At 56.3% G+C, this 12,804-nt stretch carries 12 protein-coding genes; 7 read left to right on the top strand and 5 right to left on the bottom strand.

The genetic code is table 11. From position 1 onward, the window contains the following. The first annotated feature begins 118 nt into the window (after positions 1–118). The 6 genes from GJ746_RS24805 (at position 119) to GJ746_RS24780 (ending at position 6,688) form a co-directional block, all read left to right on the top strand. Positions 119–880: a CDP-diacylglycerol diphosphatase gene (locus tag GJ746_RS24805; protein WP_154682541.1), complete on the top strand. Its 762-nt coding sequence runs from the start codon at positions 119–121 to the stop codon at positions 878–880. Between the two features lie 265 nt (positions 881–1,145). After that, a complete protein-coding gene (locus GJ746_RS24800) occupies positions 1,146–2,480 on the top strand; it encodes an MFS transporter (RefSeq protein ID WP_004126712.1) in 1,335 nt (444 codons plus the stop codon). A 10-nt stretch (positions 2,481–2,490) separates the two neighbouring features. Beyond that, positions 2,491–3,450, top strand: coding sequence for an aminoimidazole riboside kinase (locus tag GJ746_RS24795; RefSeq protein ID WP_154682540.1), 960 nt, complete (start codon positions 2,491–2,493; stop codon positions 3,448–3,450). A gap of 9 nt (positions 3,451–3,459) precedes the next feature. Continuing rightward, the gene (locus tag GJ746_RS24790; RefSeq protein ID WP_154682539.1) at positions 3,460–4,500 is read left to right on the top strand and encodes an ADP-ribosylglycohydrolase family protein; all 1,041 of its coding nucleotides are present in this window, start codon (positions 3,460–3,462) and stop codon (positions 4,498–4,500) included. Positions 4,501–4,562: 62 nt separating this feature from the next. Beyond that, complete coding sequence (locus tag GJ746_RS24785; protein WP_154682538.1) at positions 4,563–5,285, top strand: GntR family transcriptional regulator; 723 nt, start codon at positions 4,563–4,565, stop codon at positions 5,283–5,285. A gap of 98 nt (positions 5,286–5,383) precedes the next feature. Beyond that, complete coding sequence (locus GJ746_RS24780) at positions 5,384–6,688, top strand: SLC13 family permease (protein ID WP_154682537.1); 1,305 nt, start codon at positions 5,384–5,386, stop codon at positions 6,686–6,688. 111 nt (positions 6,689–6,799) lie between these two features. Here GJ746_RS24780 and tpiA read toward each other — a convergent pair whose 3' ends face one another. Beyond that, the gene (gene tpiA / locus GJ746_RS24775) at positions 6,800–7,567 is read right to left on the bottom strand and encodes a triose-phosphate isomerase (protein WP_154682536.1); all 768 of its coding nucleotides are present in this window, start codon (positions 7,565–7,567) and stop codon (positions 6,800–6,802) included. Between the two features lie 108 nt (positions 7,568–7,675). Continuing rightward, positions 7,676–8,275 (bottom strand): DUF1454 family protein, encoded by a 600-nt coding sequence (locus GJ746_RS24770; protein WP_154682535.1) that lies wholly within the window; start codon positions 8,273–8,275, stop codon positions 7,676–7,678. A 112-nt stretch (positions 8,276–8,387) separates the two neighbouring features. Between GJ746_RS24770 and GJ746_RS24765 the strand changes: the two genes are divergently transcribed. Then, the gene (locus GJ746_RS24765; protein ID WP_154682534.1) at positions 8,388–8,816 is read left to right on the top strand and encodes a DUF805 domain-containing protein; all 429 of its coding nucleotides are present in this window, start codon (positions 8,388–8,390) and stop codon (positions 8,814–8,816) included. On the opposite strand, the gene fpr is transcribed toward GJ746_RS24765, so the two are convergent. From fpr to recG, 3 genes are all read right to left on the bottom strand, one after another. Next, positions 8,817–9,563: a ferredoxin--NADP(+) reductase gene (gene fpr / locus GJ746_RS24760; protein WP_154682533.1), complete on the bottom strand. Its 747-nt coding sequence runs from the start codon at positions 9,561–9,563 to the stop codon at positions 8,817–8,819. It lies immediately after the preceding gene. A gap of 95 nt (positions 9,564–9,658) precedes the next feature. Beyond that, complete coding sequence (gene glpX, locus GJ746_RS24755) at positions 9,659–10,669, bottom strand: class II fructose-bisphosphatase (protein ID WP_154682532.1); 1,011 nt, start codon at positions 10,667–10,669, stop codon at positions 9,659–9,661. Positions 10,670–10,722: 53 nt separating this feature from the next. Then, positions 10,723–12,804, bottom strand: a complete 2,082-nt coding sequence (gene recG / locus GJ746_RS24750; RefSeq protein ID WP_154682531.1) for an ATP-dependent DNA helicase RecG — start codon at positions 12,802–12,804, stop codon at positions 10,723–10,725.

Genomic DNA, 12,804 nt, shown 5'->3' with positions numbered 1-12,804 from the left:
TAGCCCGGACAAGGCGCGTTAAGCGCCGCCTCCGGGGAACTCACCGTACCTCTTCCTGTTTTCATTTCGTCATCAAACTGCGTTACTCTTCCGTTTCCGGCTGAGACAGGAAGGAATAATGCGAAGAGTACAATACCTTTTATTAGCGCTGCTGGTGGCGGCTGTGGCGGCGATCGCCGGCGGCTACTACTGGCTTCATTCCGGCAACCGCGACGCGTTGCGTAAAATTGTTCTGCAACAGTGCGTTCCCAATCAACAGCAGAATCACAATCCCGCGCCCTGTGCGGAAGTGAACCTTAAGGGCGGCTATGTGCTGTTTAAAGACCGCAATGGTCCGCTGCAGTATCTGCTGATGCCGACTTACCGCATTAACGGTACCGAAAGCCCGCTGCTGCTGGAGCCTCAGACGCCTGACTTCTTCTGGCAGGCCTGGCAGGGGCGCGCCATCATGAGCCAGCAGCATGGCTCCACCGTGGCGGATGACGCGGTCTCGCTGGCCATCAACTCGCGCAGCGGACGCACGCAAAATCATTTCCATATTCATATCTCCTGCCTGCGGCCCGATGTTCGTAAGCAGCTGGATAACGAAGCCGCCGCCATCAGCAGCCGCTGGTTGCCGCTGCCCGGTGGGCTCATGGGCCACGAATATCTGGCCCGCCGCGTAACCGAAACGGAGCTGGCGCAGCGCAGCCCGTTCCTGATGCTCGCTGAAGAGGTGCCGGAAGCGCGCGAGCATATGGGTCGTTTTGCGCTGGCGATGGCGAAGCAGAGCGATGGCTCGTTGGTGCTGCTGGCGACCGAGCGTAACCTGCTGACCCTCAATCGGGCATCGGCGGAAGAGATTCAGGACCATAGCTGCGCCATTCTGGCATCCCGTTAATTTTCTACACGCGCCTCCCATTTATTATCTTATTGATTCTTATCCCGGTTTAAAGCCGGGACCGGGTTGCGTACAAAAAAATATGTGAAACCGATCAAAAGATATAAAGGTATACCTTTATATCTTTTTGTCAGTCGTTACACTCTCTTCATCGCCTCCATAAATTTTCTGGCGGCGGCTTATATATAAAAACGTTTTTATTTCATGTAGTGACATCATTAATTGTTCACCCTATTTGCGCTGTTAAGCGTAAAGGAATATCAACATGAAACTTTCTATTGTGGAAAAGATCGGCTTCGGCGCAGGGGACATGGCGATAAACGTTGTGATTATCGCCATGCAGCTGCTGCTCGCCTATTTCTATACCGATATCTACGGCCTGAGCGCCGCTGATGTTGGCGTACTGTTCGTGGTTGTGCGGATGATCGATGCGATTATCGATCCGGCCATGGGCGTTCTTACCGATAAGCTGAATACGCGCTGGGGACGTTATCGCCCGTGGCTGCTGTGGTTTGCAATCCCTTTTGGCTTCGCCGTTTATTTGATGTTTATCACGCCTGATATGGCTTATATGGCCAAGCTGGCATGGGCCTATGGCACCTATATTCTGATGACCCTGGTCTATACCGCGATAACCATTCCTTATATTTCGATGATTGGCGTAATCACCAGCGACCCCGTCGAGCGCTTAAGCGCAAACGGCTATCGCTTTGTGATGACTAAGATTGCCGCTTTTCTGGTGACTATCGTTGTGCCGATGCTCGCCGTCTGGTTGGGGCAGGGCAACAAGGCGCTGGGCTACCAGTTTTCAATGGGTCTGATGGGCGCGATGGGCGCCGTGTTGTTTATCTTCTGTTTTCTCACCACGCGTGAACGCAGCGAGCCAGAAATTACCTCGCTCTCGGTGGGGAAGCAGTTTAAGTATCTGTTACGTAACGATCAGTGGATTATTCTCGGCGTTGTTATTTTACTGTTGATGTGCGGTTATGTTATTCGCGGTTCCGTCGCGGCTTATTATGCTAAGTATTATCTGAACGGTGGCGATAGCCTGATTTCACCCTTCCTGACCACCGGCGTCATCGCTTCTATTCTGGCGATGATCGCCACCACATGGATAACCAAGTTCTGGGATAAAATTAAGATGTTCCGCTACACCCAGATTATTACTTTTATCCTGAGCGCGCTGATGTATTTCTCCGTCGGGCGTGAAAACCTTGTCCTGGCGTTTGCGTTCTATTTTCTTATTAATTTCTTCTGCGATATGCAAATGCCGGTGTTCTGGTCTTCTATCGCTGAAGCGGTAGATTACGGAGAAAAGAAAACCGGGCTGCGCGTTTCCGGACTCGCGTTTGGCGGCATCCTCTTCTTCCAGAAGTTTGGTATGGGCATCGCGGGAGGCATTCTTGGATTTCTGCTGAGTCACTTTGGCTATCAGGCCGATGTTGAACAGAGCGCACGTTCTCTCACCGGCATTGCGCTGATGATGACGCTCATTCCTGCCCTGTTCCACCTTGCGGTGGGGCTGCTAATGAAAAAATATCTGATTAATAACGAGTATTACCGTGATATTCAGCTCGCCCTTGCGCAGAAAAAGGCATAAGGAGGCGCAAATGGACACCATTAATAAAGTTTGGGTTATCGGTGACGCTTCCGTTGACCTGGTGCCGGAAAAACAAAATAGCTACCTGAAATGTCCCGGTGGAGCATCGGCCAACGTGGGAGTGTGCGTGGCCAGGCTGGGCGGAGAATGCGGTTTTATCGGCTGTCTTGGCGACGATGATGCCGGGCGTTTTCTGCGCCAGGTATTCCAGGACAATGGCGTAGATGTCTCATTTCTAAGGCTGGACGCGAGCCTGACCAGCGCGGTGCTGATCGTCAATCTGACGGCTGACGGGGAGCGCAGCTTTACCTATCTGGTGCATCCGGGAGCCGATACCTACGTTTCGCCGCAGGATCTACCGCCGTTCAGAAAACACGAATGGTTTTACTTTAGTTCGATAGGCCTCACCGACAGCCCCGCCCGCGAGGCGTGCCTTGAAGGGGCGAGACGCATGCGTGAGGCCGGCGGCTACGTTCTTTTTGACGTCAACTTACGCAGCAAGATGTGGCGCGACGCGACGGAGATCCCTGATCTGATAGCCCGCTCTGCCGCGCTTGCCTCTATCTGCAAAGTCTCAGCAGATGAGCTGTGTCAGCTGAGCGGCGCCAGCCGCTGGCAGGATGCGCGTTATTACCTGCGCGATCTTGGCTGTGAGACCACCATTATTTCTCTGGGTGCCGATGGCGCGCTGCTCATTACCGCCGAGGGGGAGTCCCTTTTTCCTGCTCCGCGCGTTGACGTCGTCGATACCACCGGAGCAGGCGATGCCTTTGTTGGCGGCCTGCTGTTCACGCTTTCCCGCGCAAACGGCTGGTCTCATGACCTGCTGGCGGAGGCTATCGGCAATGCTAACGCCTGCGGTGCGATGGCGGTGACGGCAAAAGGCGCGATGACGGCCCTGCCGTTTCCCGACCAGCTAAACACTTTTCTGGCCAGCCATTCGCTGGCACAAGCTATGACCATGAAATAAGGAGTCATCATGCACGTTGATCAAAACAAAATACTGGGATGCCTGGTTGGCGCCGCCGCCGCGGACGCGATGGGAGCGGCAACGGAAGTTCGGACTCAGCAGCAAATTAAAGACTATTTTGGCGGCTGGGTGACGACCTTTCAAAAACCGCCGGCGGATACGTTTGGCCGCTGCAATGAAGCGGGCATGTGCACCGATGATTTTATTCAGGCTAAGTACATTATGGACGCGCTGCTGCGCCATCAGCGCCAGGTCAGCGACGAAGCGATGCGCGAGGCGTTCCAGCAGTGGCTGGATTATCCTTACTACGCCAACTTTACCGGTCCGACGACGCGCGCGGCGATGAAAGCGATCTTCAATGACAACCGCGCCTCTTTGCAGGGCGAGCTGGAGGGTGAAAAACAGTCGGTACAGATTATTAATAAAGGAAACGCGGAAGCCACGAATGGCGCGGCGATGAAGATTTGGCCAGCGGCGGTGCTGCATCCCGGCGATATCGACGCGGCAATTGAATGTGCGCTGCAGATTTGCCGCTTTACGCACAACAATGTGCTGGCGATGTCCGGTGCGGCGGCGATGGCCGCGGCAACCAGCGAGGCGTTAAGATCGCAGACCAATGCAGACAGCATTATTGCCGCCGGTGTTTACGGCGCTCAAAAGGGCTATCTGCTGGCGCAGGAGCAAGGGGCGATGATGGTTGCAGGCCCTTCCGTTGCCCGGCGCATTGAGCTGGCGGTGGAGATCGGTAAACGTCATCGCCATTGGGAAACCGCGGTAGTGGAAATCGCCGATATTATTGGTTCCGGGCTGCACGTAAGTGAAGCAGTGCCTGCGGCCTTCGGTCTGTTCGCGTGTTGTCCGAATTCTGCCGTAGATGCTATTATCTCCGGCGTTAATATCGGCAATGATACTGATACTGTCGCCACCATGGTTGGGGCGATGTCCGGCGCATTTCATGGCGCGGATGCTTTCCCCGCCGATTATTTAACGACCGTGGATCGTATGAATCATTTCGATTTGGCAGAACTGGCCAGGCAAATCGCAGGGTAGCGAATTCACCCTGCCGGGGACGGTGAAACGTCCCCTGCTGGCGAAGACGTGAGGTGCGCAGTTTGCAGGTTGATAAAACGAGCTTTACTCCGCTTTATAAGCAACTATTTTTTATCATCTGTCAGCAGATCCAAAACGGGTCTTTGCCCTTAGGCAGCCAGCTGCCGACGCAAAAAGAGGTCGCCAGAGCCTACAACGTCTCGCTGATTGTGGTTAAGCAGGCCTGGAGCGAATTAATCAATGCCGGCATTATTTCGTCCCAGCGCGGAAGCGGCTCGGTAGTATGTTCCGTGCCGGAAGGCGTGAGCTATGGCCATACGTTTCGCGGAATCACCAGCGATCTTCAGGATGCCAGCGTCGAGATAGAGAACCGTATTCTGGAAATCGCTCCGCGCCGCGCGCGTGATGCTCAGGCAGATGGCTTGAGCCTTCCTGCCCATCATCATTATCTTTATATCTCGCGTATTCGTTGCCTGAATAATCGCCCGTTCAACCATGAAAAAATATATCTCGATCTTAGCTTCTTTCCCGGCCTGGAACTGACCCCGCGGGCACTGGAACATACATCGCTTTATTCATTATTAAACGTTACAAGCGACTCGGCGATTGAAAAAGTTGAGGCGATTTTACCTTCCCCCGAGCTGTGTGAAAAACTGCAGATTGCTGAGAATAAACCGCTATTATCCGTCGCCAGACAGACGTTTCAGGCCGGACACGATAGCCCTTTTGAATATTGCCGTTATTACGTGCTGTCTGAATACTTTGGTGAGATCCATTATCACTAAACTGCCTGTATCCATCCCGTAATAACCCCACCATTTATGGCGTTTACCTGCCCGACAGCCCATCGTATTCTTGCTGAAAAAAACAACAGGAGACAGGTATGTCGCTCTGGTTTTCTCACCCTCTGTTCCTCCCTTCCATCATCGTTGGTATCACCATCCTTCTCTGGGCGACCTCGCTACTACCGGAGTTTATGACCGCGCTGCTGTTTTTTGCCGCAGCAATGATCGCTAAAATCGCGCCGCCGGAGGTGATTTTCGGCGGCTTCGCGTCGTCGGCATTCTGGCTGGTGTTCAGCGGCTTTGTGCTGGGGATCGCTATCCGCAAAACCGGGCTGGCGGACAGGGCGGCACGGGCGCTTTCGTCGCGTCTGACGGATTCCTGGCCGCTGATGGTCGGCAGCGTGGTGCTGCTCAGCTATGCGCTGGCGTTTGTTATGCCGTCCAATATGGGGCGCATCGCGCTGCTGATGCCGATTGTGGCGGCAATGGCCAGGCGTGCCGGCATTGAAGAGGGGACGCGCCCGTGGTTTGGCCTGGCTCTGGCGGTCGGATTCGGCACCTTCCAGCTGTCAGCCACCATTCTGCCGGCGAACGTCCCGAATCTGGTAATGAGCGGCGCGGCGGAAGGCTCATACGGCATCCATCTGAACTATGTGCCCTATTTACTGCTGCATACGCCGGTGCTCGGCTGGCTAAAAGGGGCGGTGCTGATCGCATTAATATGCTGGCTGTTTCCCGGAAAACCGCATCCGCCACGCGACATGACGCCGCTGCCGCCGATGACCCACGATGAGAAGCGCCTGGCGTGGCTGCTGGCGGTAGTACTGACGCTGTGGGTGACCGAAAGCTGGCACGGCGTGGGACCTGCCTGGACCGGGCTGGCGGCAGCGGTGATAACGCTACTGCCGCGGGTCGGTTTTATTAACGGCGAAGAGTTTTCCAGCGGCGTGAATATTCGTACCTGCATTTACGTCGCCGGGATTCTGGGGCTGGCGATCACCGTCACCCAGACCGGTATCGGCGATGTTGTGGGGAGTGCGCTGCTGCAGATTATGCCGCTGGATAAAGAGAGCCCGTTTACCAGCTTCCTTGCGCTGACGGGTATTACCAGCGCGCTCAACTTTATCATGACCGCTAACGGCGTTCCGGCGCTGTATACCACATTCGCCCAGAGCTTCTCTGACGCGACCGGTTTCCCGCTGCTGAGCGTGATCATGATACAGGTGCTGGGATACTCCACGCCGCTGCTGCCGTATCAGGCTTCACCGATTGTGGTGGCGATGGGGCTGGGGAAAGTACCTGCGCGGGCGGGAATGCTGCTGTGTATCGCGCTGGCGGCGGTGAGCTATTTAATTTTGCTGCCGCTGGACTACCTGTGGTATCAGGCGTTGGGGAAACTGTAGCGGGGTAAAAAAACCCGGCTTGCGCTGCGCGGAGCCGGGCTACAAATATTGCAGATTTCTGGTCAGTGGCCCCGGTAAGCGAAGGGCGACCGGGGAAAGACCCTGCGCGAATTACGCGTTTTTCGCGGCTTCTGCTGCTTTAACGATCACCGCGAAAGCATCTGCTTTCAGGGATGCGCCGCCAACCAGCGCGCCGTCGATGTCCGGCTGGGTGAACAGCTCCGCTGCGTTGCCCGCATTAACGGAACCGCCGTACTGAATAATCACTTGCTCAGCCACTTTCGCATCGGCTTTAGCGATGTGATCGCGAATGAATTTATGCACCGCCTGAGCCTGAGCCGGGGTAGCAGATTTGCCGGTACCGATCGCCCATACTGGCTCGTAAGCGATAACCGCGCCTTCGAATGCCGCTGCGCCCTGAGTTTTCAGAACCGCGTCAATTTGGCGTGCGCACACTTCTTCAGTTTTGCCCGCTTCGTTTTCTGCTTCGGTTTCACCGATGCACAGAACCGGGATCAGGCCCTGCTCTTTCAGGACCGCGAATTTCTTCGCGATGAGCTCGTCGGATTCTTTGTGGTAGGTACGACGCTCGGAGTGGCCGATGATGATGTACTGAGCACCGATGTCTTTCAGCATTTCAGCAGAGGTTTCGCCAGTGAATGCGCCGGACAGGTTCAGGTCAACGTTCTGCGCGCCCAGGTGAATGTGGCTGCCCGCAGCGGCTTGTTTAGCCAGATCGATATACATTTCAGGCGGAGCAATGGCAACTGCACAGCCGGTTACGCCAGCCAGTTCGGTACGCAGGTTCGCGACCAGTTCGTTTACCATGTGGCGGCTGCCGTTCAGTTTCCAGTTACCCATCACTAAAGGATGTCGCATTTTTATTCTCCACGCTTCAAAGCGAATTAAGGAATATAGCCGCCCCCGCGGGCAGCATGGTCTGTGAAACAGTATAGAGATTCATCACTGGAAAGGCTTTGCTTTTTGTCATTTATTGTTGTTTTCCAGCGTTTCAGATAGCGTCAGCTTAATCGGTTCAACAGCGAAGGTCAGCCCCTTTTCGCCGTTGTCCGCTACCACATAGCGCACTGCGCCTTCGGTTTCGCTGAAGTAACGTTTACCTTTTCCGGCGGTGAGCAGCTTTTGCAGCTTTTGCTGGCTTTGGGCCAGGCTCAGCGTTGGCACGAAAGCGCGCATCACGGCGCTCATATACTCCTGAGCCCTGGCCTTCGCCGCTTTCTGCTGCGGCCCCTGAATCGGTAGCCAGGTTATCTGCATCGATTTAATTTTTAGCGTTCCACGTTCAAGCGCGGTAGAGGCGTACAGGTTCTCATTGATCTTCGTCGCCGCGCGGGTCAGGTTCGCCTGGTCTTTACTGGAAACTATGGAGCGGAATTCATTGAGCGAAAGCTTCGGGTTATCTGTATTGAATTTTTCCCGAAATTGGCTGATAGAAATATCAAAGACCGGCGCGCCGGAGAGAAGATAGGGTGCCGTAGCGTTGGACTCAGAATCTGCGGACAACGCCTTTTGGCCAGCGGATAACGCCGCCAGCCCAATTAAACATAGAGTTGCCCACTTCTTCATGCCCGTCTTTCCTTTTTTTGTCTGCTGACGATTAAAACGAGAACCGTCACGCTTGTCAAAAAGTGACGCCTTCAGGGTAAACTACGCCGGTGATGATGATAAGGAATAAAACATGACCCTACAGCAGTGGCTATTCTCAATTAAAGGGCGGATTGGACGTCGTGACTTCTGGATCTGGATCGCCATCTGGATAATGACCATGAGCGCGCTGTTCACGCTGGCTGGCAGCAATCTTCTTAATTTGCAGACCGCGGCTTTTATTCTGGTGTGTCTGCTGTGGCCCACGGCGGCGGTGACCGTTAAACGCCTGCACGATCGGGGTAAATCCGGCCTCTGGGCGCTGCTGATGATTCTGGCGTGGATGCTATTAGCGGGCAACTGGTCGATGCTGCCCGGCGTCTGGCAGTGGGGCGTCGGGCGATTTATACCGACGCTGATTATCGTCATGATGCTTATCGACCTGGGAGCGTTTGTCGGCACCCAGGGCGCAAATAAGTTCGGTAAAGAGACGCTGGATGTACGCTGGAAAGCGGAGTCCTGATTACCAGTAGTGCTCGGCGGTCATGTGACCCGGACGGCGACGCAGGTGCTTGGTCATCTGCCGGGTCTCTTTCAGCAGCTGCTGAGTGTCGCGTACCATTTGCGGATTACCGCACAGCATAACGTGGCTGCTCTCGGCGTTCATCGGCAAGCCGACGGCCTCTTCCAGCGCGCCGGTCTCAATCAGGAACGGGATGCGCCCCGTGAGCATACCAGGGACGCTTTCCCGGCTGACGACCGACTGGATGCGCAGCTTGCCCGCATAACGTTGTTCCAGCGCCTGCATTTGCGGCAGATAGCTGAGATCGGCGGCATAGCGTGCGGCATGTACCAGCACCAGATTTTTAAAGCGTTCCAGGTCTTTTCCTTCTTCCAGAATCGACAGGTACGGGCCAATCGCCGTGCCGGTAGCGAGCATCCACAGCGTATCGCAATCCGGTACTTCTTCCAGTACGAAGAAACCGGCGGCTTCGCTGACAATCTGCACTTCATCGCCTGGCTTTAGAGCTGCCAGCCGCGGGCTGAGTTTACCCTCAGGAACCGTCACCAGGTAGAACTCAAGATCGGGATTGCCGGGGGCGTTAACGTAGGAATAGGCGCGCTGCACGCGTTCGCCGTCAACGTCGAGGCCCAGTTTGGCAAACTGCCCTGCGGTGAACGGTTCAACCGGTGCGTGGACGGTGAGGCTAAACAGCGCATCCGTCCAGTTTTGAACTTTTACGACTTTGCCTGTAACCCAGTTTGCCATAGCATCTCTCCTCTCAATCTCGTTAGCGTATCTTCACCGCGACGAGAGAAGATTTCCAGCCCGAAAAGGCTGGAAAGCTCTATTGAACAAATGTTTTACAGGATGTGCTGCTGGATATCCGGGTCTTTGCGATCGAGATAATGAATCGACTGAATACGGCGGATGGTGCGGGATTTGCCGCGGATCAGCAGCGTTTCGGTGGTGGCCATATTGCCTTTACGGGTGATACCGTCCAGCAGATCGCCTTTGGTGATGCCGGTCGCTGAGAAAACGACGTTGTCGCTGCGCGCCATATCGTCCAGACGCAGCACTTTTCCTGCTTCAATACCCATTGCCTTGCAGCGTGCCAGCTCGTTTTCGCCGATGCGGCGGTTCTCTTCGCTGTCGCCCTTAACGTGATGACGTGCCAGCAGACGGCCGTTCATATCGCCGTCCAGCGCGCGGATTACGGCCGCGGAAACGACGCCTTCCGGCGCGCCGCCGATACCGTACATAACGTCAACTTCGCTGTCCGGCATGCAGGTCAGAATAGAGGCGGCAACGTCGCCGTCGGGGATAGCGAACACGCGCACGCCCAGCTTTTGCAGCTCAACAATGACCTCGTCATGGCGCGGCTTGGCTAAGATGGTGACCGTCAATTCATTCAGCGGCTTATTCAGCGCGCGGGCAATATTATGCAGATTCTCCGCCAGCGGCAGGTTCAGATCGATGGTGCCTTTCGCGCCCGGGCCGACAATCAGCTTTTCCATGTACATATCCGGCGCATTCAGAAAACAGCCCTTATCGCCGACCGCCATCACCGCCAGCGCGTTCGCCTGGCCCATCGCCGTCATACGGGTGCCTTCGATGGGATCGACGGCGATATCTACCGCATCGCCGTGGCCGGTACCGACGCGCTCGCCGATGTACAGCATCGGCGCTTCGTCGATTTCGCCTTCGCCAATCACGATGGTGCCGTCGATGTTGATCAGGTTCAGCATAATGCGCATGGCGTTGACGGCGGCGCCGTCGGCGGTGTTTTTATCTCCACGGCCTAACCACTTATAGCCTGCCAGCGCGGCGGCTTCAGTGACGCGCGAAAATTCGATGGCCAGTTCTCGTTTCATAATTCACTCATCTGAATAAAAATTATGCGCAGCGTGGCGAGATGACGTTCGCGCTACGCGTTGGAATAGCGTTCGGTTTCCGGCATCCAGCGTTCAATCAGCGCCCGAGCCTGCTGCGGATATCGCTCGTGAATATGGCGGGCAATGCGCTGAACTTCCGGGATCATGGCCTGATCGCGCAGTAAATCCGCAACTTTGAATTCAGCGTTGCCGGTCTGGCGCGTGCCGAGCAGCTCGCCGGGACCGCGAATTTCCAGGTCCTTCTGGGCAATGACGAAGCCGTCGTTGCTATCGCGCAGAACCTGCAGACGCTTCTGCGCGGTTTTTGAGAGCGGAGATTTATAGAGCAGTACGCAGTGGGAGGCCACCGCGCCGCGCCCAACGCGCCCTCTGAGCTGGTGCAGCTGCGCCAGTCCCAGACGCTCCGGGTTTTCGATAATCATCAGGCTCGAGTTAGGTACATCGACGCCAACTTCAATGACCGTGGTGGCGACCAGCAGATGCAGTTCGCCTTGCTTGAACGCGCTCATCACCGCCTGCTTCTCGGCGGACTTCATGCGCCCGTGAACCAGGCCGATATTCAGCTCCGGCAGCGCGAGCTTCAGCTCTTCCCAGGTGGCTTCCGCCGCCTGGGCTTCCAGCAGGTCCGACTCTTCAATCAGCGTACAGACCCAGTAGGCCTGACGGCCTTCGTGGGTACAAGCGTTACGTACGCGGTCGATAATATCGCTGCGGCGGGTATCAGGAATGGCCACCGTCGTGACCGGCGTACGGCCCGGCGGCAGCTCGTCGATAACCGAAGTATCAAGGTCAGCATAGGCGGTCATCGCCAGGGTCCGCGGAATTGGCGTGGCGGTCATAATCAGCTGATGCGGGTGAAAGCCCTGCTGCTGGCCTTTCTCCCATAATGCCAGCCGCTGATGGACGCCGAAACGGTGCTGTTCGTCGATGATCACCAGCGCGAGGCCGTTAAACTGAACCTGTTCCTGGAAGATAGCGTGGGTACCGACAATCATCTGCACCTGCCCGCTGGCGATAGCCTCCTGCTGCGCCAGGCGCGCTTTACCTTTTTGTTTGCCAGCCAGCCAGCCTACTTCAATACCCAGGGGTTCGAACCAGCTGCGGAAATTATTGGCGTGCTGTTCCGCCAGTAGCTCGGTAGGCGCCATTAGCGCCACCTGCTTACCGTGGGCGATGGCGCGCAGGGCGGCCAGCGCGGCGACCAGGGTTTTACCGGAACCGACATCCCCCTGCACCAGACGCATCATCGGCACGTCCAGCGCCATATCACGCTCGATTTCCGCCGATACGCGCGCCTGCGCGCCGGTTGGCTTAAAGGGGAGCGAGGCCAGCAGCTTATCTTTTAGCGTATCGTTCGCGCTGAGCGCCAGGGCGCGGTAGCGCTGAGCGCCGGCCCGCAGTGCCAGCATGCTGAGGTTATGCGCCAGCAACTCTTCCAGGATTAAGCGCCGCTGGGCCGGGTGTTGACCGCTTTCCAGCTCGCTGAGCTGTAAAGAGGGCGGCGGGCGATGCAGCGTGCGTAAGGCTTCCGGCAGGCTCATCATCCCCTGGGCCAGCTCCGGTGGCAGCAGCTCGGCGATAGCGCAGGTTTCCAGCAGCTCCAGCGCCTGATCGGTAAGCTTACGCAGGGTCGCCTGCTTGATACCTTCGGTGGTGGGATAAACCGGGGTTAGCGTTTCCTGTAAATCTGGCGTACTCATATCGCCCTGCACCCGATACTCCGGGTGGATCATCTCCGCCCCGTGCTTACCGCGCTTCGCCTCTCCGTAGGCCAGCACGCGCCGCCCGGTTGCCAGGCTATTTTTCATCGCCGCGCTGAAGTTAAAAAAGCGCATGGTGAGGATGCCGGAGCCGTCGCTTATCTGGCAGGTCATCATTCGGCGGCCGCCAAAAGTAACGCTGCAGTTAAGGACTTCTCCTTCAACGGTGGCATACACTCCGGGCAGTAGTTCGCCGATTTGATACAGATGGGTGCGGTCTTCGTAGCGTAGCGGCAGGTGCAGAAGCAGATCCTGCACGGTGTGCAGGCCGATTTTTGCCAGTCGGCTGCTTTGGGCCGCGCCAACGCCCGTCAGGGAGTTAAGCGGCACAGCATCCAACAGACGACCTTGCAT

Origin of the sequence: Klebsiella oxytoca, from assembly GCF_009707385.1 — a bacterium.
Classification (GTDB): Bacteria; Pseudomonadota; Gammaproteobacteria; order Enterobacterales; family Enterobacteriaceae; genus Klebsiella; species Klebsiella oxytoca_C.
Note: the sequence above shows the minus strand (reverse complement) of the source record. Positions and strands in the feature narration are given on the sequence as shown.

What these genes read in the sequence shown, in the direction of transcription:
- GJ746_RS24805 (WP_154682541.1), top strand. Translation starts at nt 119, where the DNA reads ATGCGAAGAGTACAATACCTTTTATTAGCGCTGCTGGTGGCGGCTGTG.
- GJ746_RS24800 (WP_004126712.1), top strand. Translation starts at nt 1,146, where the DNA reads ATGAAACTTTCTATTGTGGAAAAGATCGGCTTCGGCGCAGGGGACATG.
- GJ746_RS24795 (WP_154682540.1), top strand. Translation starts at nt 2,491, where the DNA reads ATGGACACCATTAATAAAGTTTGGGTTATCGGTGACGCTTCCGTTGAC.
- GJ746_RS24790 (WP_154682539.1), top strand. Translation starts at nt 3,460, where the DNA reads ATGCACGTTGATCAAAACAAAATACTGGGATGCCTGGTTGGCGCCGCC.
- GJ746_RS24780 (WP_154682537.1), top strand. Translation starts at nt 5,384, where the DNA reads ATGTCGCTCTGGTTTTCTCACCCTCTGTTCCTCCCTTCCATCATCGTT.
- tpiA (WP_154682536.1), bottom strand. Translation starts at nt 7,567, where the DNA reads ATGCGACATCCTTTAGTGATGGGTAACTGGAAACTGAACGGCAGCCGC.
- GJ746_RS24770 (WP_154682535.1), bottom strand. Translation starts at nt 8,275, where the DNA reads ATGAAGAAGTGGGCAACTCTATGTTTAATTGGGCTGGCGGCGTTATCC.
- GJ746_RS24765 (WP_154682534.1), top strand. Translation starts at nt 8,388, where the DNA reads ATGACCCTACAGCAGTGGCTATTCTCAATTAAAGGGCGGATTGGACGT.
- fpr (WP_154682533.1), bottom strand. Translation starts at nt 9,563, where the DNA reads ATGGCAAACTGGGTTACAGGCAAAGTCGTAAAAGTTCAAAACTGGACG.
- glpX (WP_154682532.1), bottom strand. Translation starts at nt 10,669, where the DNA reads ATGAAACGAGAACTGGCCATCGAATTTTCGCGCGTCACTGAAGCCGCC.
- recG (WP_154682531.1), bottom strand. Translation starts at nt 12,804, where the DNA reads ATGCAAGGTCGTCTGTTGGATGCTGTGCCGCTTAACTCCCTGACGGGC.